Genomic DNA, 25,228 nt, shown 5'->3' with positions numbered 1-25,228 from the left:
GGAATCAATGGAAAAGCCGTGGTTGGCGGATTATCCAATGTCATTAGAGAAAGCGAAACGATTAATTAATCAGCAATTTCCTGAAGTACATATTCGTGATATCCGGCTTTTAGGAGAAGGGTTTGACAATACAGTTGTTCAAGTGAATGAGTATGTATTTCGCTTTCCGCGTCGTGAGTTAGCGATGCAATTAATTGAAGTTGAAAATCAACTGTTGCCATTGATTGTTGGGCGAGTACCTTTAGAGATTCCAGAGCCGCTTTTTTTTGGAAAACCGAGTGAGAACTTTCCTTATTCTTTTACAGGATACAAAATGATAGGCGGAAGGACACCATACCGAGAGTCTTTGGAGGATAAGATTGCCTCTGCACAGAAATTGGCTTGTTTTCTTAAAGTATTACACGATGTGCCAGTCACTCAAGCAGCGAAATGCGGCGTAACCTTTGATCAGAGAAGAAGATTAGATCTTCCATTCCAAAAGGGTAAGTTGTTGGAAAATGCTAAGCTTGTTAAGCGTTTAGGATATGCAGAGCAAGCTAATCTAGTATTCAATTATGCGGCTTCTGTACAAGGTATGAAGCAGACCAGACATATATCGTTTGTTCATGGGGATATTCATATTCGGAATGTTTTACTAGATCATAGCGGTGTTCTAACAGGCATTATTGATTGGGGAGATGTTCATCTCGGTCATCCAGCGGTCGACCTTTCTTTTATATACAGCTATTTCCCTAAGCAAGCACGCGAAGCCTTTTTTGATATATATGGTGAGATTGACGATGAAACGGAGAAACTAGCAAGATTTCGAGCTATATTTATGCTTGTTACTTTATTTATATATGCAATTGATCGTCATGATAAGCCGTTGATAGAGTTAATTACAGAGGGGCTGCGGCTTGCTATTGAAGACTAAGAAGTGTCTGATTCTTTTATAAGGAATCAGACATTTTTTTATGATTGGACTAGTCTTATGACAAGCTAAGCCTCAAGTCTTATTCCAAAATATAGCTTAGGCTCATTATGAACTCTTTGAAAACTAGATAAGATAGAGACAAGAAAGGAGGACGTGAAAATGAAAAAATTTGGTTTATTCCTTGTAGGCTTAATTGCTTTGATGGTGGTGTTAGCGCATGTCGGGCCGCTTATTAGCTTAGCGCTTTGCTTGGTCATTTTATACTTTGGCTTTAAGCAATATGTGAAGGCTGAGTCAAAAGGAGCAAAGATTTCCTGGGCAATACTTTCAATCATTATGCTTATGGTGTCTATTTCTCACTTCCCGGCAGTAATAGGGCTTGTAGCAGCGTACATTTTGTATCTTGTGTATAAGAAGTGGAAGGAAGAGGATGAAGTAGTGGTTGAGCAAGCAGATCCGTTTATGAATTTTGAAAGACAATGGCAAGAATTAAATAAAAAATAATAGAGAGGGAGCGAATAAATATGGGCTTATTTTCAAGAATCAAGGCAACGGTTGAGGCAGATTTTCATGAGTTATTAGATAAAAAGGAGCAGAAGAATCCGATTGCGATGTTGAATCAATACTTGCGTCAATGTGAGCAGGAAACGGAGAAGGTTCGCAAGCTTATCGAGCGTCAATCGCTTTTACAAGCAGAGTTTACGAGGGAATATAAGGAGGCGCAAAACCTAGCTGAAAAGCGTAAGCGCCAGGCTGAGATTGCAAAACAAGCGGGTGAGGCAGAGTTAACGGAATTTGCGACGCAGGAAAGTCTTCAATATGAACAGCGTGCGCTGCATTTACAAGAAGCATTGCAACAAGCAGCGCAGCAATTGACGGAACTTGAGAGAAAATATGAAGAAATGAAACATAAGCTAAAGGACATGCATATTAAGAGAATGGAATTAATGGGGCGGGAGAATATTGCTCGAGCCAATCATCGAATAAACCAGGTCTTATCTGCCGACGATCCTTATACGCAGCCGATAGCTAAATTTGAAGAAATGGAACTTTATTTAGAGCGCATTGAGCAGCAGGTAAACACTAATTATCATCGTCACACGATTGATGCCCGCATTGCTCAGATTGAAAAGGAAAATAAACAATAAGAAAGCCATTCAATTTCTTATTGTTCTCGTGGTATTCTTAAAAGGCGTAGGTTTCTACGCCTTTTAACATCTGATGAAATGAAGGAGGGAAGGCCAATGTTTCATAAAATGAAAACAGATTATATGAGTTGGATTTTTTTGATTGGACTAGTGTTATTGATTGTCGAGATTTCATTTTTTGGCGGCGGCTTACTATATTCCCTCGCTTTTTCAATTGGATGCATCTTCGTTGGTAAGAAGTTCTTCAAACGGACATTAGGGAAAATTGTGTTTATCCTTGGAATGATTATGACGGTCGCAACCGTTTTAAATATGATGGTATTTCGTTTCTTTCTCATGGTGCTTCTGATTTATTGGTTACGTATGTATTATAAATCGAAAAAAAATCCGCAGTGGATGAAGCCAGCTTTTAATGAAATGAATGAGGGAATGACGAAAGAGAATCTCGTGAAAGTAGATGTTCTTTTTCAAAATAAATGGTTTGGTCATCAACAAACACCTGATACGGTATATGAATGGAATCCTGTGAATATCCAAACGGGTTTTGGGGATACGGTAATTGATTTAAGCCAAACACTTCTTCCGAAAGGGGATGCGGTTATTTCGATTCGCTGTTTGGTAGGGAATATGCAAATCCTTGTTCCATATGGAGTAGAAGTGCGTGTTCATCATTCTGTTATGGCTGGAAGGGCAACCATCTTTAATCAAGCTTATGAGGAGCGAATTTTTAACCAAATTGTCTCTTATCAAACGGAAGAGTTTACCGGGGCTAAACAAAAAGTGCATATTACGACAGCAGTCATCGTCGGCGATTTAGAGGTGAGACGCGTATGAGTATGATGACACGTCAAATTTTATCTGCTTTAGGTGTTTCTTTCGTATTGTCGATTGTCGTACCAGCGCTCGTTTTTCTCGTTTTTCCTTTAGATCATTGGCAATTACTGTGGGAGAGACGGGTAATGGATCTTCCTTTTGTTATTTTTGTCCCTATTATGATGATGGGAGCAGGCATTATATATGGTGTTTTTTCCGGTTTGTATTGGAAGCGCCAATGGAAGGAGCTAGATGAACAACTTTATTTACTCCAGCAAGGCCGAGCATCACAAAGGACTCCAGTCTTTTCTCTTCAAGAACTGAAGCGGATGGCGGAGCGAATTGGGCATGTGCAGAAGCAAATGAATGAACAAGTGAAGCTCTCACAAAAAATGGCCAATGAAAAAGCAGTGGATCAGGAAAAACAAATTCAAGAAATTATCTCCCAAGAGAGAAATCGCTTAGCGAGAGAGCTCCATGATTCTGTTAGTCAGCAATTATTTGCAGCATCGATGCTGATGTCGGCCATTACAGAATCGCATGCTGATGCTGAATCGACAGAAAAGAAGCAGTTGACATTAGTCGAAGGGATGATTCATCAATCTCAGCTTGAGATGCGTGCATTATTATTACATTTGCGTCCTGTTGCTTTACATAATAAAACATTGCAGGAAGGGATTCAGGAATTGCTCGTTGAATTAACACAAAAAGTACCAATGGAGATTGCGTGGAAGCTGGAACCCGTTATCTTAGACAAAGGTATTGAAGATCACCTCTTTCGCATTGTTCAGGAGTCTGTTTCTAATACATTACGTCATGCGAAAGCGAATTCACTTGAAGTGTTATTGATGAGTCGCGATGAGTTGCTTATTTTGCGTATTGTGGATGATGGAGTCGGTTTTTCCGTTGATGAAGCAAAAGCAGGGTCTTATGGTTTGCATAATATGTACGAGCGAGCCGTGGAGATTGGCGGAACGATGAAGATTGTAAGTGTGCCCAATCAAGGTACACGACTGGAAGTGAAAATTCCATTCATGCATGTGGGAGATGAAGAAAATGATTAAAGTATTGTTTGTCGATGACCATGAGATGGTAAGAATAGGAGTAGCCGCCTATTTATCTGCACAAAGTGATATCGAAGTGATAGGTGAGGCGGATAATGGGCGCACGGCAGTGGACATGGCAATTGAATTGCGTCCTGATATTATCCTGATGGACTTGGTGATGCCGGAGATGGATGGGATTGAAGCAACCAAAGTTATTTTAGAAAAATGGCCAGAAGCGAAAATTATTATTGTAACAAGCTTTTTAGACGATGAAAAAGTGTATCCAGCCCTAGAGGCGGGAGCAACAAGCTATATGCTGAAAACATCGAAAGCGAGCGACATTGCCGATGCTGTTCGGGCTACTTATCAGGGGCAAAGCGTGCTTGAGCCGGAAGTCACCGGAAAAATGATGGCAAAGCTTCGTCACCCTAAAGTTCAAGCATTGCATGAACAATTAACGGCACGAGAAATGGAAATCTTATTATTAATGACACAAGGAAAAACAAATCAAGAAATTGCAGATGAATTGTTTATCGCGTTAAAGACAGCGAAAGTTCATGTGAGCAGTATATTAAGTAAGCTTGAAGTACAAGATCGTACACAAGCTGTCATTTATGCATTTAAGCACTCGTTAGTTCAATAGATACGAGTGCTCTTTGGAGGTTTTTATGGAAATTTCATATGTACATACAGTGCAACAGATTGGACAAGCGCTTGAAGAAGCATCGATTCCTTATCAATTTATCGGTCAAGCCGCTTTAGCCGTTCAGCAGGTCCGCTTACATGATTATAGTGAGATTGAAGTAGCCGTTCAATGGGACCTGTTTAAAGAAGCGTGTGATACATTGCACACTTATTCATTGTCTAATATCGAAAAAACAGTGGAACGAGCCGTAGCTTACTTGGAGCAAGATCATATTTCCATAAGGGTCAGTTGTTTATTTAATACAACCATTAAAACAGACCCGTACCGAATTTCGTATCGTTTCGATAATCAGGAACTATGGTGCCGTTCTCTATATAGTTATTTATATGATGAAGAAATGGCTGCTTACGAGAAAGAAATTCATGACTATTTAATGAAAGAGCAGCAAGGATTTACAGCCAAAAATGAACAAGCGTGGAATCAGAATAATTACATCGCTTTAGTGAATCGATACGGCGAGCCAGCAGAGCTTGCTGAAAAGATTATGCAAAATCCAAAATGGCGCTTACATCCATTTTATAAATATTTGCATGACGTGCAGGGAAAGAAAATCACCCATTTAATGGGGTCAAATGGAGTCAAAGCTGTTGCGCTTTCTCTTTTAGGAGCAGATGTGAAGGTGGTCGATTTTTCAAAAGAAAATGCGACGTTTGCTAATGAATTAGCAACAGCCGCAAATGTGGATATAATGTATGTTGTTTCAGATATTTTATCTTTACAAGAAGAGCACCTTAACAGCAATCAAGATCTTGTATTAATGGAACTTGGCGTTCTACATTATTTAATTGACCTACATCCGTTATTTGAAAAAGTGAAAGCGATGTTAAAGCCGGGTGGTTTGTTTGTTCTGCATGAATTTCATCCGATTTCGACAAAACTGATTACGTCTACAGGTAAAAAACATAAAGTCACGGGGAATTACTTCACACCAACAATGGAGAAAAATCCTGTTGCGTTTACAAAACATATGCCAGATGATGCAAAAGAGACATTGGCACAAGTGGTACAAAGAAAATGGACAATTGGGGAATTAATTACAGCTGCCGCTCAGTCAGGGCTTGTCATTAAAGTGTTAGAAGAAGAACCAAATCATAAGCTGCATGATATTGGCTTACCGAAAACCTATACATTAGTTGCTGAGCGTGTTTAAGATTTCGGTTTAATCGACGACTCTTTCTGATTTATCAATGCAAATTCAATTTTATCTACTGAAATCATTCATTTATCAATAACTTTTGCAATTTATCCACGAAAGAGGGCTGTCCATTAAATGGACAGCCCCTTTTTACTTATTGATTTGACCATTCTTCTACGTCCCATACTTTTGTGACCCAATCTTCATAGAAGTCAGGTTCATGGCAGACGAGGACAATTGTTCCTTTATATTCTTTCATCGCACGCTTTAATTCTTCTTTAGCGACTACATCTAAATGGTTGGTTGGCTCGTCAAATAGAAGCCAGTTGCTTTCTGTCAGCATTAATTTACAAATGCGGACTTTTGATTGCTCTCCACCGCTTAGTTGATTCATCGGACGCATAATATGTTCGTTTTTCAGACCAACACGAGCGAGAATAGCGCGAACTTGCGGTTGATCTAAGTGCGGGAAGGCATTCCATACTTCATCAATCGGCGTTGTGCTGCCAGCTTTTACTTCTTGCTCGAAATAAGATGGGAATAAGAAGTCACCGAGTTGTCTTTTTCCGCTAAGCGGCTCAATTTTACCAAGAATCGTTTTTAATAATGTCGATTTACCAACACCATTACAGCCAACTACAGCAATTTTTTCCCCGCGCTCAATATTCATTGTCAGTTTTGGTAGAAGAGGGCGGTCATAGCCAATTTCTAAATTTTCCCCTTCAAATACATAGCGGCTGCTAGCACGTGATTCTTTAAAGTCGAATGTTGGTTTCATCGCTGTTTCAGGGCGATCAATTCTCTCAATTCTGTCCAATTGCTTTTGACGGCTTTTCGCACGACCTGTTGTAGAATAGCGCGCTTTATTTTTCGCGATGAAGTCTTCTTGCTTTTTAATAAACTCTTTTTGTTTTTCATAGGCATTAATATGTTGATTTTTGTTGATTTCTGCAAGCTCTAGGAATTTTTCATAAGTCGCAGTATAACGCGTTAATTTTGAAAATTCTAGATGGAAAATAACATCAACAACACCGTTCATAAACTCTGTATCATGCGAAATTAATAGAAACGCATGTGGATATTCTTTTAAATAGCTGCTTAGCCAACGAATATGTTCAACATCTAAGTAGTTCGTTGGTTCGTCCAATAGTAAAACTTCAGGTTGTTCTAGTAATAGCTTTGCTAATAAAACTTTTGTACGCTGTCCGCCGCTTAGTGCAGAAACATCACGGTCAAGGCCAATAGCGTCTAGTCCTAAACCACGAGCGGCATCTTCAATTTTTATATCAAGATTATAAAAACCGCCAGCCTCTAGTTTATCTTGAATGATGCCCATGTCCTCAAGCAGTGTTTCCAATTCCTCAGGTGTAGCGGTTGCCATCTTTTCTGTTACTTCATTCAGCGCCTTTTCTTGCTCAAAAAGAGGAAGGAAAGCATCTCTTAATACGTCACGAATGGTTTTTCCTCTCGATAATACAGTATGTTGATCAAGGTAGCCATATTGTACGCCTGGTGTCCATTCAACGCGGCCTGTATCATGAATTAATTGACCTGTAATAATATTCATCATCGTTGATTTTCCAACGCCATTTGCGCCAACTAATCCAACGTGTTCACCGGCTAACAGCCGAAAAGAAACATCTTTAAATAATGTACGATCGCCAAAGCTATGGCCTAATTTATCTATAGAAAGTAAGCTCATTCTGTTTGTGAACCTCCTAAATAATATGCAAAATCCCTACGAATTATCATACTAAAATATATAGTAGATTACTATCTAAACTAGGAAGTTATATATGGAAATAAAATTGAGCTGTTATAGTACTGTGCTAATAAGCTGTAACTGTATAAGTCCAATTGAAAAATTGGTTATATCCAATGTTATTTTTTTATAATATTCTAAATATTAAGTGAAAACGTATGCAAAAGAGGGGGAAACAAAAGAATGAAAAAGTATATGAAATGGGGAGCAGCTGCATTGCTTGCACTTGGTCTTGCGGGTTGTTCCAACAGCAGCAGCGGAGAAAAGGATGATCAATTAAATGTGAAGGTCAGTATTTCCGTATCTGAGCAAGATACTTGGGGGCAAGGTGTTAATAAATGGGCCGAGCTTGCTAAGGAAGAATCTGATGGGAAAATCAGCATTAAATTATATCCAAATGAATCTCTTTCAAATGGTAATCAACCTAAAGGGTTAGAGGCAGTTCAAAATGGTTCAACGGAAGCTTCTATTCACTCTATGATTATTTATAATGTACTAGATCCAAAATTTGCTGCACCTTCTTTACCTTGGTTAATTCCAAATTATGAGCAGGCGGATAAAGTAATGAATGGTGAAGGTGGAGAGAAATTAAAAGAGCTAATTCGCAGTAAAGGAATTGAACCTTTAGCATTTGGTGAAAACGGATACCGTCAAATTACGAATAGCAAACATGCAATTGAAACACCGGAAGATTTAGAGAAGTTAAAAGTTCGAACACCTTCTATGGAGGCAATGGTTGATACATATAAACAATTTGGTGCAGACCCAACGGTTATGAACTGGTCAGAAGTGTTTACTTCTCTTCAACAAGGTGTCATTGATGGACAAGAAAATCCACTGCCAATTATTCTGAATAATAAATTATCTGAAGTTCAAGATTATTTAACAATCTGGAATTACATGTACGACCCGCTTGTATTTGGTATTAATAAAGAGTTATATGATGGTTTAGATAAAGAAACACAAAAAATTCTAAAAGAAACAGCTGAAGAAGCTGCACAATATCAAATTCAGTTAAATCGTGAAAAAGATAAAGAAATTCTAGCTGAATTAAAAGAGCAAGGCATGAAAGTAACAGAATTAACTCCGGAGCAAATTGCGGGTTTCCAAGAGAAATCGGCTCCAGTTATCGATCAATATGAAAAAGTGATTGGGAAAGAGTTCTTAGATGCGTTCCGTGCTGAATAAGACATTGGTAATGTAAGCAGCTTGTAGAAATAGTACTCGGAAGGAAGCGAGTTTCCTTTCGAGTCTTTTCTTATTTAATCAAGATGGGGGAAATACAGTGAAAATCTTTGTTAGGCTAGAGGAGTGGTTGTTAGCGATTTTAATGATTGTCATTTGTGGAGTAACGATGGCTAACGTGTTATCTAGATACTTTTTAAATGTATCGCTTTCCATGACAGAAGAGTTAACAACAAATTTATTTGCTTATGCAATCTTTATTGGAGCGTCTTTACTTGCCAGAGAAAAAGGGCATTTAGGTTTTAGCTTATTAACAGATTATTTGCCGCCAAAATTGCAAATAATTATCGCGATCTTAATTGGTTGTTTAACAACTGTATTCTTTGCTGTTCTGTTTTGGTTTGGGCTAGAAATGGTGATGCAGCAATATGAATATCAGCAAAAAACGCCAGCTTTAGGATTAGATGAATGGATTATGGGTTTAGCAGTTCCACTCGGGTCCTTTCTATGCGTTCTTCGTTTCTGGGAAGGGTGTATCTTGGAAATTAAAACAATTAGAGGGAGAATGAAGTCATGAGTGCAACAGCGATTTGTTTATTTGCCAGCTTTTTTATATTATTATTTTTAAATGTGCCGATAGCGGTTGCTCTTGGTTTATCCACGGTTATTACGATGTTTGCGTTTGAATTACCGTTACCATCTTTACCGTCTACGATGTTTTCATCGATGACCAAATTTACCTTACTTGCGATTCCTTTCTTCTTCCTAGCAGGATTGATCATGGAGAGAGCGGGGATTTCTAAACGTTTAATTGCCTTTGCTCAAGCAATGACAGGCCATTATCGAGGCGGCATGGCAATTGTAGCCGTTATTGCAGCTACTTTCTTTGCTTCCATGTCAGGTTCCGGTCCAGCAACCATGGCTGCTGTCGGTGCGATTGTCATTCCAGCTATGGTAAAGCAAGGATATCGAAAAGACCAATCAGCAGGATTACTTGCAACGGCTGGTGGAATGGGTATCGTTCTTCCGCCAAGTATTGCCTATGTTGTCTATGGGGTCGTTGCGGAAGTTTCAATTGGTAAACTATTTATTGCGGGTATCGTTCCTGGTTTATTAATGGGGCTATTTTTGGCGATTACTGGATATGTAATAGCAAGAAAGTACAATATTCCAACATTGCCGAAAGCAAGCAGCCAAGAAAGATGGAAAGCGTTTAAAGAGGCTTCTTGGGGGTTACTGGCACCTTTAATTATCCTAGGTGGGATTTACTCCGGTTTATTTACACCTACTGAATCAGCGATTGTAGCTGTATTTTATGGTTTATTTGTTGGTTTATTTATCTATAAAGAGTTTAGTTTGAAAGAGATTCCTAGTTTATTAATTGAGTCTGCGAAGAATACCTCTATGATCATGCTAATTGTCGCAGCGGCTTCCTCTTTTGCTTGGTTATTGACAGTAGAGGGAATCGCTCAAGATATGGCTAATATGTTAATGGGACTTGCGGATAATAAATATACAATTCTATTCATTATTACCATTATTTTATTGATTGCGGGGATGTTCGTTGATGCTATTTCTGCGTACTATATTTTCCTGCCAATCTTTTTACCAATTCTTATTGCGATGGAAATTGACCCTATTCATTTTGGGGTGCTAATGACATTGAACTTAGCGATTGGTTTAGTAACGCCGCCTGTAGGATTGGATTTATATGTGGCCTGTGGATTGACAGGACTCTCTTTAAAACAGATTTCAATAGGGGTTATTCCGTTCCTTTTAGTTGCTATTTTCGTTTTACTGCTCGTTACATATATCCCGGCTCTGTCATTATGGCTTCCAGGCTTAATGGATTAAAACAGAAGGGGGTGCTCCCATGACTGGACTTTGGCAAGATATCGAACTCGACAGTGAGCACAAGCTTCCGTTATATAAACAAATATCTGAGCAAGTCGAAAAAATGGTCTATCAAGGCAAGCTGAAGCCAGGTACTCGTTTGCCATCAGAAAGAAAATTAGCAGATTACTTGCAAGTGAGTCGAATGACCATTACATTGGCTAATGAAGATATGAAAACGAAGGGGATTATTCGCAGTCAACAGGGGAGCGGGACCTTTATTATGCGTGGGCCGCGCCGAGAGAGAGTTAGCACTAAGACTAAGTGGCAATCCAACTTTGTGTATGAAACAGATACGATGAATCACGGATTAGAAGCGATTATAAAGTTTGGACAAAACTCAGAATCTATTCAGTTGGCAAGGGCAGGTACTGCTCCTGAGATTCATCCTGGTATTGAGATAAGCGAGTGTTTAGCCGAATGTTTACGGAAACATCCAAAGCTTATACAGCTTCCCTCTCCTACACAAGGATATGAACCACTGCATTCCTATATGATGGAATGGTTAAAGGAAAGCAGGTTATATCCGAAAAAAAGTGAAATGATGATTGTTTCTGGAGCGATGCAAGGATTGGATCTTATCAGCAGACTGTTTTTAGGTCCAGGAGATTATGTCATCGTCGAAGAGCCGGGATTTCAGGTTGCTTCTGATGCCTTTACTGCAAGCGGAGCGGAAATTTTGAGAATAACGTTAGATAAAGAAGGAATTAAATTAGATAATTTAGAACAGTTACTAAGGAACTTTCCTGTGAAGTTTATCTATCTAAATCCTACTTTTCATAATCCAACTGGGATTGTGATGTCACAACAACGAAGAAAAGATTTATTAAATCTTGCTAAAAAGTATGATGTCCTTCTAATAGAAGATGATCCAACGAGTTTACTTTATTACGGGAAAAAACCGGCTCCTCCGTTAAAGGCGATGGATGAGGATGGCATGATTATTTATCTTCGATCATTCTCAAAATACTTATTTCCAGAACTTCGTGTAGCAGTGGTCGTTGCACCAGAGGGGATTATTGCAAACCTAACGAAAATTAAGCAGCGTATTGATTTACATAGTAATGTTTTAACACAAGCAGCTGTGTATACATTCTTATCTGAAGGGCGTTTAACTCCTCATTTACAACGCGTCAGAAAGGCGTATAAGATAAGGGTAGACATGGTTCAGGAGGCTTTTAGTAAATCGAAAGCGGTTAGTGTGCAAATACCGGAAGGCGGCATTTTTGCGTGGTGTAAGTTAGAGCATGGACTTTCTTCGGAAAGGCTCCTCGACTTAGCTCTGCCTGATGTATCGCTTGTTCCAGGGAATTGGATGAGTGGAACAGGAATGTATGAAAATTACTTCCGTTTGGCGTTTACAAATCCATCGCTTGAGCAATTGAAGCGTGGCTTGAACAGGATTGTGGAGATTATAGATCGAGAAGATATGAAAACATGAGTCTAAAAGAGGCTCATGTTTTTTTATCATTCATATAGGGCATAACCCTACTAAAACACCATATAAATGTATATTGGTTGTTGGTAAAATGAAGGAGATGACAATAGTTAAGGAGGAACTTATACAATGTTTAAAAAAATTGCTGCGGATGCGTTAGGTCTATCTGATATTGGTAAAATTATTTCCCCTGCTGATTATGATAAAACAGATGCTGATGATTATGTCATGCATGAAGATAACGAAAAAATCTACTTTTTAATTAAGACAAAAGCAGATGAATATTGCTTTACAAACTTAGCGCTTATTCATGTGGATGGAGCAAGTGCGGTTTCTTCAAAAAGAACATTGAAGCGCTACCCATATTCACAATATGCCATTTCTAATGTGCTTCTTGAAACGGCCGGAAAAATTGATATGGATGTAGAGATTAAATTTACGATTGGCAATGTTCAATTTGATATCGATGTACGCAAAGATCAAATTGAACAGCTGAAGGATTTATATAAATCGCTGCTGCGTATTGCTGAAATCACTTATGAGAATAAGATTTACTTAGAAATGGGTTCACGAAGCTTAGATAAAGCGGTGAGTATTCTCCAAAACTCAAGAACAGATGATAACAAACTAGCTGATACGTACAAAGAGTTAACCGATTTTGGTTTTACTTGGCTGACATCGGTTCATGATCAGTATCATTTGAAGGATTTTGGAGATGTGTTTGAGAAGTATATTAATAACTAATTGAAAAAGACACCATTTGAGTGAGGTTATGAACTTCAACTCAACATGGTGTCTTTTTTATTCATCAATATCAACGAGAGGGAGCAGGTTATACTTTCTAGCTTTTGCTAAAGTAAAGCCTTCGTTTGAGAAAGGAAGACAAAAATAACTTCAATTTTCTAAATAACGATACAGAGTCGACTTGCTAATCCCTGTTTCAGCTTTAATCTCAGCCAGACTATATTTTTTACTTTGATACATAATAATAGCACGTGTTACATTTTCGTCAGGCTTTCTTGGTCTGCCCGGGGTAGCTCCTTTTTGCTTGGCCCTATCTATGCCTTGTTTAGTTCTTTCACTGATTACGTCACTTTGAAATTCTAACAGGTGCTTCGCGATTTCATTAAAACTGTATCCTGAAGTTCTGCTTGTATCGATTCCTTCTGAAATAGAGTGAAGGTGAGCTCCTTTAGCAGCGATTACATCTAATACTTCCACTAAATGACGTGTGGAATCAGCAATAGTGAAAAGCTTGGTAATGACTATTTTGTCACCTTGATTGAGATGATTTAGCATATGATGTAATTGCACTCTTTTTTTAGCTGAGGAATGCTCTTCTGAAATGATAGTTTGACAATTGATCTCTGTTAAATAGCTATGTTGCATTTCACAGTTTGGATCTTCTTGGGAAGGCCTCATATACCCGATTAACATTGTATATTCTCCTAACAATCCTTTGTTTAGTGTATCATATCATAAAAAATTTCTTTAATAAAAAATTCCCAAAATAGTTCCTTTTAGGGAAGAATGGTGATAAACTCATTCTATTAATTATCGATTCTTGACTTTTAGGAGAAGTAAAAGTCGAAAAAATCTACGTGAGGTGTAAATAACTAACATGACAGAAAAGTTGAAAAAAGAATGGTTTTCAAATATTAGAGGAGATGTGCTTTCTGGGATTGTTGTGGCATTAGCATTAATTCCGGAAGCTATTGCTTTCTCCATTATCGCAGGAGTAGACCCCATGGTTGGGCTGTATGCCTCTTTTACTATGGCAGTTATTATTGCATTTGCTGGCGGAAGGCCGGGAATGATTTCAGCTGCAACCGGAGCTATGGCATTATTAATGCTTCCTTTAGTAAAGGAACATGGATTGAACTATTTGTTCGCAGCAACCCTTTTAACAGGAATTATTCAAATTATTTTTGGCGTATGTAAAATAGCTAAATTGATGAAATTTATTCCGAGAGCGGTCATGATTGGTTTTGTTAATGCCTTAGCTATTTTAATTTTCATGGCACAGGTGCCTCATTTTATTGGAGTTTCTACTATGACATATGTTTTTGTCGCCATTACATTAGTGATTGTATATGTAGTGCCTAAATTTATTAAGTCCATTCCGGCTCCGTTAATAGCGATTATTTTATTAACCATTATTGCGATTTATTCAGATGTGGAGCTGCGCACGGTTGGCGATTTAGGTACGATAACACAATCATTACCGACGTTTTTTATACCAGATGTACCGTTAACATTTGAAACGTTGAGCATTATTTTTCCGTATTCTATTGCTTTAGCTATTGTAGGTTTATTAGAGTCTTTACTGACGGCCTCAATCGTTGATGATATGACGGGGACGGAAAGTGACAAAAATAGAGAAGCTAGAGGACAAGGTATTGCGAACATCGTAACTGGTTTCTTTGGAGGAATGGCAGGTTGTGCGATGATTGGACAGTCTGTCATCAATGTAAAATCAGGTGGACGCAGCCGTTTATCTACTTTTATTGCAGGTATATTTTTAATGTTTTTAATTATTGTATTAGGCGATTTAGTCGTGCAGATTCCAATGCCTGTTCTAGTTGGAATTATGATTATGGTCTGCATTGGAACATTCGATTGGTCTTCTTTCTCTTATTTAAGAAAAGCACCAAAAAGTGATGCAGTAGTCATGCTAGCTACGGTATCTATCGTAGTAGCCACGCATGATTTATCAAAAGGTGTCATTGCAGGTGTTATTTTGAGCACTATTTTCTTTGCAGCTAAAATTTCTAAGATTAAAGTAACGAAACGTAACGTAAATCAAAACTTAGTATTTGATGTCGAAGGTCAATTATTCTTTGCTTCTGTTGAAGGCTTTGTAGATTCGTTTGACTTTGCCGTTAAACAGTCCAGTATTATTATTGATTTCTCAAACTCTCATATATGGGATGACTCGGCAGTAGGAGCTATTGATAAAGTCGTGATGAAATATCAAGAAAGCGGCAATGCAGTAACGATTAAGGGCCTAAATGCGACTAGTCAAAAGCTTGTAGATAAACTATCTATATATGATGATTCCCATGCAAAATTAGGTACACATTAATCTTTCAATAGGAGTGGAACGATGTATAAAAAGATTTTGTTGGCTGCGGATGGGTCGGAAAATTCATTGAGAGCAGCTGAAGAAGCTGTAAAGATAGCTTCTTTAGATAAACAATGTGTGATTGAAATTGTATATATAGTGAATTTTACAAAATCTAGAAGTGAGGTTCTTCACGCTCAAGGAAAAGAAGAATTAGAATTATCGCGTCGAAAAAAACTTGAATCAGTGGAAAAACTGTTAAAGTCCCATGAACAATCTTACCGAATTAATATTATGCATGGAGAGCCTGGTCCAACGATTGTTGAGTATACAAATAAAGAACAATTTGACTTAGTTGTCATTGGAAGCCGCGGACTTAATTCTTTACAAGAAATGGTGCTAGGAAGCGTGAGCCATAAAGTTGTAAAAAGAGCCAATTGTCCAGTTCTTATCGTAAAGTAAGTACAATTGCTCATCTTAGCTTAATTTAGAGAGTATTTTACCCAGCTGCTTATTGGTTTGACTTAGATAAATAGGGAACAAAAAGACCAAACCACCGATTAATTATCCGGTGGTTTGGTTTATGATTTGGATTATGCTTAGTCATAAATAAAAGGAATTCATTGTTATTGATGTGAATAAAATACGTAGTAAAGTTAAAATAAGTAATCAATCACTTTTTGTGAATGGAGGTATGATATATGAGTATCAGCATTGCAATCGAACAAGTTAGTAAACGTTTCGGTAAAAAAGTGGTCTTACATGAGATTGATCTACAGATTGAGGAAGGTCGAATTTATGGATTTATTGGTCCCTCAGGTGCAGGGAAGACAACGTTAGTAAAAATGATTGTTGGTATGGATATGCCTGATTCTGGAACTATTCATGTATTAAATGAAAAAGTGCCTAATCTGGCACTGCTGCAAGAGATTGGCTATATGGCTCAAGCTGATGCCTTATATGCAGAGTTAACAGGGAAGGAAAACCTTACATTCTTTGCTTCTCTGTACAAATTGAATAAGACAGAAATGAAGAATCGAATCGCCTACGCAGCAGAATTAGTGAACTTAACAAATGAATTAAATAAAAAAGTATCTGCTTACTCAGGAGGAATGAAGCGTCGGCTATCTCTTGCCATCGCTTTGATTCAAAATCCAAAAATTCTTATCTTAGATGAACCAACGGTAGGAATTGACCCGGAATTAAGATTAAGCATTTGGAATGAATTATTACGTTTGAAGGATGAAGAAGGGAAAACTATTATCGTGACTACACATGTTATGGATGAAGCAGAAAAATGTGATTTTGTCGCGATGGTAAGAGATGGTGTCATTTTAACAAGAGGTACACCGCAAGAATTAAAGACGTATTACGGAGCAGGCAATTTAGATGAGGTATTCTTACAAGCGGGGAGGAGCCATTCATGAGAATAGCGGCGTTAGTCAAAAGAATTTGTCAACAAATGCTCCGAGACAAACGAACCTTAGCTTTGTTATTTGTTGCGCCATTAATCATTCTAACGCTTATGTATTTCTTATTTAATGGCAATACGGTTGACCCTAAATTAGCGGTAGTAAATGTAGATCATAGTCTTGCAAATGTATTAGAAGAAGCAGATATCAACGTGAAACAGTATGAGAAAGCTGATGAGGAAACAATTGTGGAAGACGAACTGGATGGTTTGCTGAAAATGAAAAGTGGAAAACTAGAATTAACATTACTGAATCGTGAGCCAACAACATCTAAAGCTTTACAACTGAAGGTGAACCAAGCCGTATCCCTATATACACAATCAAAACGGATGGATCAGCATGCTTCATCCGTTAAGTTGCCGCAAAACAGTATCGATACCCAGTATGTTTACGGGAACAGTGAAACTGAATTTTTTGATGTATTAAGTCCTGTTTTAGTTGGTTTCTTTGTATTCTTTTTTGTTTTTCTGATTTCCGGGATTGGATTATTAAAAGAGCGAACAACTGGTACATTGGAACGGCTGATGTCAACACCTATTCGAAGATGGGAAATCGTAGCGGCATACTTGATCGGTTTTGGGATATTTGCGGTTATTCAAACCGTTATTGTCGTGCTATTTTCTATTCATGTATTAGATGTGGTTATGGTAGGGTCTGTTTGGAATGTCATCCTTATTAATTTATTGCTGGCACTAGTCGCTCTTTCTTTAGGAACATTGTTATCTACCTTTGCTGCGTCTGAATTTCAAATGGTACAGTTTATTCCTGTTGTTGTGATTCCACAAATCTTTTTTGCTGGTATTCTTCCGCTTGATGGCATGGCGGATTGGCTGCAAGCAGTAGGCAAAGTTATGCCTATCTACTATGCGGCAGGTGCTTTGAAGGGCGTTATGTATCAAGGACTAAGTTTAAGTGAAATTAGCGGGAATATATTTGCTCTAGTTGTCTTTGCTGTCATCTTTATTATTCTCAATATATTCGCATTGAAAAAGTATCGTAGGTTATAATTAAGTCCAGAGGATAAAGGAAGTGGTCTTAATTGTCTAAAGAAAATCTATTAGATGCAATCATTGCCCAAACGAAATTGTCAAAGAAGCAAACTACTAAACAACGAAAAATCGTTGAAACCGCTGTTAAATTATTTGCTGAAAAAGGGTATGCCAATACGTCAACGAGCGAAATAGCAAAATCCGCTCAAGTAGCTGAGGGTACGATTTTCCGCCATTATGGAACGAAGGATAATTTATTGCTTTCGGTTATTCTCCCGTTTATCAAAGATGCACTGCCTACTATGGCAGAAGCGGCTTTTAGCGAGATTATGATCAAAAATGCAGCTTGCTTTGAAGACTTTTTAAAAGCTTTGATCAAAAATCGACTCCTTTTTATTAAAGAAAATAAAGAAATATTTCAAGTGGTAGTTAAAGAGTTACTATATAATGATGAATTGAGAAAAGAGTTACAACCTTACTTTTTCGAAAATATTATGCAGCACATCAGCAAAGTTATTACGATGTTTAAAGAACGTGGTGAGCTCATTGACATACCAAGTGATACACTCTTAAAAATGATATTCAATGTTGTCGGCAGTTACTTCGTATCACGTTTTGTATTACAGTTTGCTTATTCGGATATGGATGAAGAAGCAGAGGTCGAAAATCTAGTTCGATTTATTATGGATGGAATAAGAAAACCAAGCCAGGGGATGTAAATTCCTTTGGCTTGGTTTGTTTGGGATAAAAGTTAATAGTAAATGGCGAGTCTATTAAGCTCATTTGAAAAGGCTGTAACTTAGTCTATTCTTTTTTCCTTTTGTTCATTTCGATTTTTTAAAATGGCTCTTTTCCTGATTTGGTAGCTTTCCCACTTCTCTGATAATGGCTTCCACGCAATCGCAATAAGAGCTCCTAAAAATGTATTTGTAATCATATTTGCAACAGCTGGTACAGCAGCAATCGGACTGATATGGTGCATAGCAAGGATGGAGGCAAGCGCTGTATTACAGATTCCAAACTCGTAAAACATCGAAATTCGGTCCGGTTTTGGCATATTGAAAAAGATTCCGTATATATACCCAAGAATCATTGGGATCATAATTTGCAAAAATACACAGAAAAAGATAAGCGGAAGTAGACTAATATTTTTCTCTAAGATACCTTGTGCACTCGATACAATCGCTAAATTAATAATAATAATCGCAATAGATGAGAGATACGGTAAAATCGGTTTCACTTTTACGGTATAGTGCTCCCATTTGTATTGAATGAATAATCCAAGTGCGATAGGGACCAATACAACAAGCACCATTTGTTTAAACATTGATAACGCATCAATCGGAATCGTACTATTGATAGTAACTTTCATAAGCAAGGGTGTTAAAAACGGTCCAATTAACGTATCGACCGCCGACATCATAATGCTAAGCGCTAATGTTCCGCCTGCCATAAATGTGTATAAATTAGCAGTTGTCCCGCTCGGAACCGCTCCTGCAAGCAGCACGCCCGCTTTTAGTTCGGGATGATTGGCAAAGAACAATGTAGCTAACAGAAAAGAAATCCCGAGCGTAATGGTCCATTTCCCCAATACACCGAGAAATGCATTTTTGGGTTTAGCTATTACTTTTTTTAAGCTATCAATGGACAGCGTTAGCCCCATTGTGAACAAAATAAAAGCCAAGGCAAAAGAAGGCCATTCTCGAATAGGAATAAAAGTATCAGGAAAGAAGTAGGCCGAAACAGAACTACAAACAATCCATAATGGTAGAAGTGTGACAATTATAAAATGTAAAAAGCGTCTCATTATAACCCCTTGTTCCTCTTTTCTTCAGCTCGATAGGAACCGATAATTGACAATATTTCTCTTATTATCTCGTGATTAGAACAAAAAGGCTAGAGCCAATGTAAGATATTGGTCTATATAAATGACGCATGTTTAGTTAATGTTCATTTTCCTGTTAAATAGTTATCTAATTCATTAATATTTGTGTGGTGCTTCTCCTTCATTTCCTGTAAAAATAGTTCCGTATCAGGGTGGATATCATAAGCAAGGGCTTCGTCAATTTTGCGTGCGACCCATGCTTGACCTTTGTTGAGGAGAGTTAGTTTTTCTTGTAGAGTATCAAGAGCAATCACTTTATCAGCAAATGCGCCTGTTTGTTTGCTCGGAGTACCGCCTTCGCGTAAGATTGCTTGGTGGAGACCAGCACAACTCCAAGCTTCATCTTTTTTTACTTGTTTATATTGAGCGTCCAGCTCTTCTGATTGGTGTTTTTCTAGAAGGTAATTGGCTGTCTGTACACCTGCTCGTTCAGCCTCGAGTAATGCATTTAAAAGATCAAGTAATGCTTGCTTTTTGTTCATGATTCTTCCCCCTTACAATTTTTAGGATTAGTATGTTAAGTTAATTATAAGCTTTTATCATCGTTTTATAGTGATATTTATCATTGCGAGCAGGTGGTAAGTTACAAGGAGAGATTACTATGCAGGCTAATATGAATAGAAGCGGCCTCCTTTCACAAGAACTATTTCAATTATTAGAAGAAATCGGCACAATCAAAAAAATTGAAAAAAATACATATTTGTTTCAAGAAGGGATGGAGGCGAATGAATTGTATCTGATTAAATCCGGTATGATTCATTTGCATCATCTAACAATGGAAGGAAGAGAATTGACACTACGAATATGTAAGAAGAATGACCTGATAGGAGAACTCATTTTATTCGCAAATCATGCAAAGTATATATTAAGCGCCAAAGTAATCGCGGATGGCGAGGTACTGATGATTCATAAAGATCAGCTTGAAAGAAAATTGAGTTTGGATGGGAAGTTAACATTTGAATTTATGAAATGGTATAGTGACCATGTAAGAAACATTCAATCGAAGCAAAAGGATCTTTTGTTAAACGGCAGAAAGGGTGCCCTTTATTCGACATTAATTCGTTTGACAAATAGTTACGGAGTGGAGCATCGTAATGGTCTATTAATTGATATGTTGTTAACGAACCAAAATTTGGCTGACTTTTGTGCATGTACTCGCGAAAGTATGAATCGGATGTTAAGTGAATTAAGAAGGCAAGGGATTCTTTCCTATGATCATTCTGGGAAAATTATTATCCATGATATTGACTTTTTACGCCAAAGAAATGGATGTGACAGTTGTCCGATTGAAAAATGTAGTATCAATTGAAATATGAGATAATCAAGCCGTGAGCTTTAAATGGAAAGGATGTTTTGATTGAGTAAAACCGTTGTTCTAGCCGAGAAACCGTCGGTCGGAAGAGATATAGCAAAAGTCTTGAAGTGTGGGAAAAAAGGAAATGGTTATTTTGAAGGAGACAAGTATATCGTTACATGGGCGCTAGGTCATTTAGTGACTCATGCGGATCCAGAAGCTTATGATGAGAAGTATAAATCATGGCGTTTAGAAGATTTACCGATGCTGCCATCTCCTTTAAAATTAGTCGTCATTAAGCAAACAGGTAAGCAATATCAAGCAGTTAAAGCACAATTGAATCGGAAAGATGTAAATGAGGTAGTTATCGCAACAGATGCAGGACGCGAAGGAGAACTTGTGGCACGCTGGATTTTGGAAAAAGCAAATGTCAAGAAGCCGATTAAGCGTCTATGGATTTCTTCTGTTACAGATAAGGCGATTAAAGAGGGATTTAACAAGCTAAAAAACGGTAAAGAATATGAGAATTTATATGCGTCTGCGGTTGCTCGTGCTGAAGCAGACTGGCTTGTTGGGATGAATGCTACACGTGCGTTAACGACAAAGCATAATGCTCAATTATCATGCGGCCGTGTACAAACGCCAACGCTTGCGATGATTGCTGCGCGAGAAGAGGACATTAAGAAGTTTGAGCCGAAGCCGTATTATGGAATTACAGCAATGGCAGAGCCTAAGCTAAAACTAGTTTGGCAAGACGCTAAAACGAATGATTTCCGTACATTTGACCGAGAAAAGGCGAGTCAACTTGTCGCTCGTTTGCAAAACGAACAGGCGGAAGTCGTTGAAGTGAAAAAAACGCATAAAAAGAACTTCGCCCCGCAGCTCTATGATTTAACAGAACTGCAAAGAGAAGCGAATAAGAAATTCGGTTACTCAGCAAAAGAAACCTTATCCATTATGCAGCGTTTATATGAAAGTCATAAAGTATTAACATATCCGCGAACTGATTCACGTTTCTTATCAGCTGATATTGTGGATACGTTAAAAGAAAGACTGCAAGCGGTGAGTATTAAGCCTTATGCTCCAGTTGCAGCAAAAATTTTGCGCCAGCCAATCAAAGTGAATAAATCATTTGTTGACGATAGTAAGGTTTCAGATCATCATGCGATTATTCCAACAGAGCAGACACCGCTTCCGGGAAAATTAAGTGATAAAGAATCAAAAATTTATGATCTTGTGGTGAAACGATTTTTAGCTGTTCTTCTTCCTCCTTTTGAATATGAGCAAACGACAATTAGAGCAAAAATAGCGGATGAAGTCTTTGTCGCAAAAGGAAAAGTTGTGTTGAAATCTGGTTGGAAAGAAGTATATGATCATCAATTTGATGATGAAGAAACGAAGGATGATGTAGCTGAACAGTTGCTGCCTGCTCTGCAGCAAGGGGCTAAGCTAACGATTACTTCTGTGAAACAAACAGAAGGTGCAACGAAACCGCCAGAACCATTTAATGAAGGAACATTGCTATCGGCGATGGAAAATCCAGCACGTTTCATGGCAGGTGAAAGTAAGGATTTAATTAAAACACTTGGTGAAACAGGCGGGATTGGAACGGTTGCTACGCGTGCAGATATTATCGAAAAGTTATTTAAAAGCTTCTTAATCGAAAAAAGAGGAAAAGGTCTTCATGTGACATCAAAAGGGAAGCAGTTGCTCGAATTAGCACCTGAGGAATTACGTTCGCCGGCACTTACTGCTCAATGGGAACAAAAATTGACGGCAATCGCCAAAGGAAAGCTGCCAAAACAGGCGTTTATTAGCGAAATGAGAACATATGCGAAAGAAATTGTGGATGAGATTAAAGGAAGCGACAAAAAATTCAAGCATGATAATTTAACCGGCAGCAAATGTCCAGAGTGTGGAAAGCTGTTACTTGAGGTCAACGGAAAGAAAGGGAAAATGCTTGTCTGTCAAGACCGCGAGTGTGGATATCGCAAAGGCGTTTCACGTGTAACCAACGCACGCTGCCCACAATGTCATAAAAAAATGGAAATGCGCGGGCAAGGTGAAGCCCAGACGTTCACTTGTAAATGCGGCTTTCATGAGAAGTTATCGTCCTATCAAAAACGAAAAGGACAAAATAAAAATCAAAAAGTATCTAAGCGTGAAGTGGCTAATTATATGAAGAAACAAAATAAAGAGGAACCACTGAACACAGCCTTCGCAGATGCATTAGCAAAGTTAAAATTCGACGAATAGATAGAAAAGGATGGAGCATGTAGCTTCATCCTTCTTTAGTGCAAACGACCTAAATTTTTGATATGATTTCCCATGATTGAAGGTCATTTAATGTTATAATGATTCACATGTAGTATTTTTTTAGAATACTTTTATAATAACTAATATCAAGGTGGGACTTTACATAATGAAATTTGTGAATAAATGGTTTACTGTGTCCGTTCGGCGCCAAATACTTGTTCCATTTCTAAGTTTGCTAGTAATTAGCTGTGTTCTTATTTCCTTTTTTAGCTATCGAAATGTTATTAAAGTAGCGACAAGTGAACAAACAAGGGCTACGGCGGAACAAGTTCATGCATTAAATACTTCCTTTGAACTCTTTTTTGAGCATATGGAATCAACAGTTAATCGACTTGCTGCGAAAGATGAGTTAGATGATATTTCAAAAAAACGTTCTATTATATTGAAAGAATTAGAACAAACAACAGAGCATAATCATGCAATCGGTAGCTCATACTTTGGTATTGAACAATCTGGCAAGGTACTCATCTATCCTAAGGCAGATTTAGGGGCTGATTTTGATGTACGTACAAGAACGTGGTATCAATTAGCACAGAAAAATCCAAATCAGTTGGTCTGGACAGAGCCTTATAAGGATGCACGTACGGGAGATATGATAGTCACATTAGCCAAAAGTGTGGATGATGCAGGGGTTGTAGGGATTGATATCACACTGGCGACTTTAACGGAAATGATTAACGAAACGAAATTAGGTGAATCAGGCTTTGCCTTTTTACTTGATCAAAATGGATATTACATGGCCCATCCTGATGCAGCTAAAGTGACAGAGGATTTTTCAAAAGATTCACTGTATGCAGCGATGGATGAAAAAGAAGGCTCGTTCATTGGAAACTACTATGATGAAGAGAAGTTAATTGGTTATGTGACAAATGAAACAACGGGATGGAAGATTGTTGGACTAGTAGATAAAAGCGAGATTGTTGGGCGTGCCAATGTCATTCTTATACCAAACTTACTTGTACTTGGCATAATTATTTTAGTAGCTATTGCACTTGCTAGTTTAGCTAGTCGCTTTATTACGCGGCCCATTAAGCAGCTTAGAAATACAGTAAGAAAAATGGCAGAAGGAGATTTTACCGTTAAAGTAGACGTACAACGCTCCGATGAAGTAGGGGACTTGGCTCGAAGCGTAAATACAATGAGTGAATCCGTTCATCAGGCACTTACTAGAGTAGAACAAATATCTGATCAAGTTGCTCATTCTTCAAAGGCTCTTTCCACAAGTGCAGAGGAAACCAGCGCAGCTTCTAATGAAGTAGCGGTAACAATGGAGGAAATTGCTTCAGGAGCAACGAATCAAACGGAGATTATTCAGGTGAATGAAGGGGCTATTCAACGTGTTACACGGCATATTACATCAATTGATCAATATGCACAGAAGGTAGCCGTTGATTCGAAAATGATGATCGAAGTGTCGGAAAGTGGAAGACAGACGGTACTTGAAATGAAGCAGCAGTTTGAGGAAACAACAAAAAATGCCGATACGATGAGCCAAGCTGTTCATTCATTGGATGCTCGTTCCCATGAAATTAGCAAAATTATTAATACAATTACGAATATTGCTAGTCAGACAAATTTATTGGCCTTAAATGCAGCCATTGAAGCTGCTCGGGCAGGGGAACATGGCAGAGGCTTTGCTGTTGTAGCCGATGAAGTGAGAAAATTAGCAGAGCAGACCGATCAGTCGACAAAAGAAGTTACAAATATTATTAGTACTATGCAGGCTGATACATCTCATACTGTACATTTAATTGGTTTAACAAATACACAAATTCAACATCAAGGAAAAGCAGTAGTTGAAACAGAAGAAGCCTTTTATTCGATTGCAACAATGATTCAAGAAACGTTTAGTAAATTTACGCATATGACTAGTTCTTTACGAGACATGATTGTTCAATTAGAAAAGACCATGGAAAACTCCGAACAACTAATTTCCATTAGTCAAGAAACAGCGGCGGGTACAGAAGAAGTATCTGCATCAATTGAACAGACAGCCGCTTCGATGGAGCAATTAAATCAATTAGCAAGTGATTTAGAGGACATGTCTCATCATCTTTATAATGAAATTAAAAAATTCAAGATATAAATCATCTTTGTGAGACATATGTTTATATGGAAACCCAGGATCAAAGCAGCCCAAACCTTATGAATGAAAGGTTTGGGCTGTTT

The 25,228-nt window shown here is 38.0% G+C and carries 24 protein-coding genes; 20 read left to right on the top strand and 4 right to left on the bottom strand.

The genetic code is table 11. The features are described from left to right. The first annotated feature begins 7 nt into the window (after positions 1-7). The 7 genes from BAOM_RS23200 to BAOM_RS23170 all read left to right on the top strand — a co-directional run bounded on the left by BAOM_RS23200 (position 8) and on the right by BAOM_RS23170 (position 5,776). Positions 8-913, top strand: a complete 906-nt coding sequence (locus BAOM_RS23200; RefSeq protein ID WP_127762303.1) for a phosphotransferase — start codon at positions 8-10, stop codon at positions 911-913. A 159-nt stretch (positions 914-1,072) separates the two neighbouring features. After that, positions 1,073-1,417 carry a lmo0954 family membrane protein gene (locus tag BAOM_RS23195; RefSeq protein ID WP_127762302.1) on the top strand — a complete coding sequence of 115 codons (345 nt, stop codon included), beginning with the start codon at positions 1,073-1,075 and terminating at the stop codon, positions 1,415-1,417. Positions 1,418-1,437: 20 nt separating this feature from the next. Beyond that, complete coding sequence (locus tag BAOM_RS23190; RefSeq protein ID WP_127762301.1) at positions 1,438-2,061, top strand: PspA/IM30 family protein; 624 nt, start codon at positions 1,438-1,440, stop codon at positions 2,059-2,061. 96 nt (positions 2,062-2,157) lie between these two features. Further along, positions 2,158-2,895, top strand: coding sequence for a cell wall-active antibiotics response protein LiaF (gene liaF, locus BAOM_RS23185; RefSeq protein WP_164853320.1), 738 nt, complete (start codon positions 2,158-2,160; stop codon positions 2,893-2,895). Beyond that, the gene (locus BAOM_RS23180) at positions 2,892-3,938 is read left to right on the top strand and encodes a sensor histidine kinase (RefSeq protein ID WP_127762299.1); all 1,047 of its coding nucleotides are present in this window, start codon (positions 2,892-2,894) and stop codon (positions 3,936-3,938) included. The genes liaF and BAOM_RS23180 overlap by 4 nt, the downstream gene beginning before the upstream one ends. After that, positions 3,931-4,563 (top strand): response regulator, encoded by a 633-nt coding sequence (locus BAOM_RS23175; RefSeq protein ID WP_127762298.1) that lies wholly within the window; start codon positions 3,931-3,933, stop codon positions 4,561-4,563. The genes BAOM_RS23180 and BAOM_RS23175 overlap by 8 nt, the downstream gene beginning before the upstream one ends. 25 nt (positions 4,564-4,588) lie before the next feature. Next, positions 4,589-5,776 carry a class I SAM-dependent methyltransferase gene (locus BAOM_RS23170; protein WP_252282868.1) on the top strand — a complete coding sequence of 396 codons (1,188 nt, stop codon included), beginning with the start codon at positions 4,589-4,591 and terminating at the stop codon, positions 5,774-5,776. 139 nt (positions 5,777-5,915) lie between these two features. On the opposite strand, the gene BAOM_RS23165 is transcribed toward BAOM_RS23170, so the two are convergent. Then, on the bottom strand, positions 5,916-7,463 hold the full coding sequence (locus tag BAOM_RS23165; protein WP_127762297.1) for an ABC-F family ATP-binding cassette domain-containing protein: 1,548 nt from the start codon (positions 7,461-7,463) through the stop codon (positions 5,916-5,918). 243 nt (positions 7,464-7,706) lie between these two features. Between BAOM_RS23165 and BAOM_RS23160 the strand changes: the two genes are divergently transcribed. The 5 genes from BAOM_RS23160 (at position 7,707) to BAOM_RS23140 (ending at position 12,783) form a co-directional block, all read left to right on the top strand. After that, positions 7,707-8,711 (top strand): DctP family TRAP transporter solute-binding subunit, encoded by a 1,005-nt coding sequence (locus tag BAOM_RS23160; RefSeq protein WP_127762296.1) that lies wholly within the window; start codon positions 7,707-7,709, stop codon positions 8,709-8,711. A gap of 97 nt (positions 8,712-8,808) precedes the next feature. Next, entirely contained in the window at positions 8,809-9,285 is a 477-nt protein-coding gene (locus BAOM_RS23155; RefSeq protein ID WP_127762295.1) for a TRAP transporter small permease, read from the top strand. Continuing rightward, a complete protein-coding gene (locus BAOM_RS23150; protein WP_127762294.1) occupies positions 9,282-10,562 on the top strand; it encodes a TRAP transporter large permease in 1,281 nt (426 codons plus the stop codon). The genes BAOM_RS23155 and BAOM_RS23150 overlap by 4 nt, the downstream gene beginning before the upstream one ends. A gap of 19 nt (positions 10,563-10,581) precedes the next feature. Continuing rightward, positions 10,582-12,042, top strand: coding sequence for a MocR-like pyridoxine biosynthesis transcription factor PdxR (gene pdxR / locus BAOM_RS23145; protein WP_127762293.1), 1,461 nt, complete (start codon positions 10,582-10,584; stop codon positions 12,040-12,042). Positions 12,043-12,168: 126 nt separating this feature from the next. Further along, positions 12,169-12,783 carry a PH domain-containing protein gene (locus BAOM_RS23140; RefSeq protein ID WP_127762292.1) on the top strand — a complete coding sequence of 205 codons (615 nt, stop codon included), beginning with the start codon at positions 12,169-12,171 and terminating at the stop codon, positions 12,781-12,783. 150 nt (positions 12,784-12,933) lie between these two features. Here BAOM_RS23140 and BAOM_RS23135 read toward each other — a convergent pair whose 3' ends face one another. Beyond that, a complete protein-coding gene (locus BAOM_RS23135) occupies positions 12,934-13,476 on the bottom strand; it encodes a recombinase family protein (protein ID WP_127762291.1) in 543 nt (180 codons plus the stop codon). Positions 13,477-13,660: 184 nt separating this feature from the next. Here BAOM_RS23135 and BAOM_RS23130 point away from each other — a divergent pair, with 184 nt between their 5' ends. From BAOM_RS23130 to BAOM_RS23110, 5 genes are all read left to right on the top strand, one after another. Beyond that, positions 13,661-15,124, top strand: a complete 1,464-nt coding sequence (locus BAOM_RS23130) for a SulP family inorganic anion transporter (RefSeq protein WP_127762290.1) — start codon at positions 13,661-13,663, stop codon at positions 15,122-15,124. 21 nt (positions 15,125-15,145) lie between these two features. Then, entirely contained in the window at positions 15,146-15,565 is a 420-nt protein-coding gene (locus tag BAOM_RS23125) for a universal stress protein (RefSeq protein WP_127762289.1), read from the top strand. 239 nt (positions 15,566-15,804) lie between these two features. Continuing rightward, positions 15,805-16,530 carry an ABC transporter ATP-binding protein gene (locus tag BAOM_RS23120; RefSeq protein ID WP_127762288.1) on the top strand — a complete coding sequence of 242 codons (726 nt, stop codon included), beginning with the start codon at positions 15,805-15,807 and terminating at the stop codon, positions 16,528-16,530. Further along, complete coding sequence (locus BAOM_RS23115) at positions 16,527-17,582, top strand: ABC transporter permease (RefSeq protein WP_127762287.1); 1,056 nt, start codon at positions 16,527-16,529, stop codon at positions 17,580-17,582. Before BAOM_RS23120 ends, BAOM_RS23115 begins: the two co-directional genes overlap by 4 nt. 32 nt (positions 17,583-17,614) lie before the next feature. After that, complete coding sequence (locus BAOM_RS23110; protein WP_127762286.1) at positions 17,615-18,283, top strand: TetR/AcrR family transcriptional regulator; 669 nt, start codon at positions 17,615-17,617, stop codon at positions 18,281-18,283. Between the two features lie 80 nt (positions 18,284-18,363). On the opposite strand, the gene BAOM_RS23105 is transcribed toward BAOM_RS23110, so the two are convergent. Beyond that, entirely contained in the window at positions 18,364-19,371 is a 1,008-nt protein-coding gene (locus BAOM_RS23105; RefSeq protein ID WP_127762285.1) for a bile acid:sodium symporter family protein, read from the bottom strand. Between the two features lie 143 nt (positions 19,372-19,514). Then, the gene (locus BAOM_RS23100; RefSeq protein ID WP_127762284.1) at positions 19,515-19,931 is read right to left on the bottom strand and encodes a DUF6306 domain-containing protein; all 417 of its coding nucleotides are present in this window, start codon (positions 19,929-19,931) and stop codon (positions 19,515-19,517) included. A gap of 119 nt (positions 19,932-20,050) precedes the next feature. Here BAOM_RS23100 and BAOM_RS23095 point away from each other — a divergent pair, with 119 nt between their 5' ends. The 3 genes from BAOM_RS23095 to BAOM_RS23085 all read left to right on the top strand — a co-directional run bounded on the left by BAOM_RS23095 (position 20,051) and on the right by BAOM_RS23085 (position 25,145). After that, positions 20,051-20,758: a Crp/Fnr family transcriptional regulator gene (locus tag BAOM_RS23095; RefSeq protein ID WP_164853319.1), complete on the top strand. Its 708-nt coding sequence runs from the start codon at positions 20,051-20,053 to the stop codon at positions 20,756-20,758. Between the two features lie 48 nt (positions 20,759-20,806). Then, positions 20,807-22,999 carry a DNA topoisomerase III gene (locus BAOM_RS23090; protein ID WP_127762283.1) on the top strand — a complete coding sequence of 731 codons (2,193 nt, stop codon included), beginning with the start codon at positions 20,807-20,809 and terminating at the stop codon, positions 22,997-22,999. A 166-nt stretch (positions 23,000-23,165) separates the two neighbouring features. Continuing rightward, positions 23,166-25,145, top strand: a complete 1,980-nt coding sequence (locus tag BAOM_RS23085) for a methyl-accepting chemotaxis protein (protein ID WP_127762282.1) — start codon at positions 23,166-23,168, stop codon at positions 25,143-25,145. Positions 25,146-25,228: the final 83 nt, after the last annotated feature.

The sequence above is a fragment of the Peribacillus asahii genome, from assembly GCF_004006295.1.
Lineage (GTDB): Bacteria > Bacillota > Bacilli > Bacillales > DSM-1321 > Peribacillus > Peribacillus asahii_A.
The sequence above is the reverse complement of the archived record's forward strand: the minus strand, read 5'-3'. Positions and strand labels throughout refer to the sequence as shown.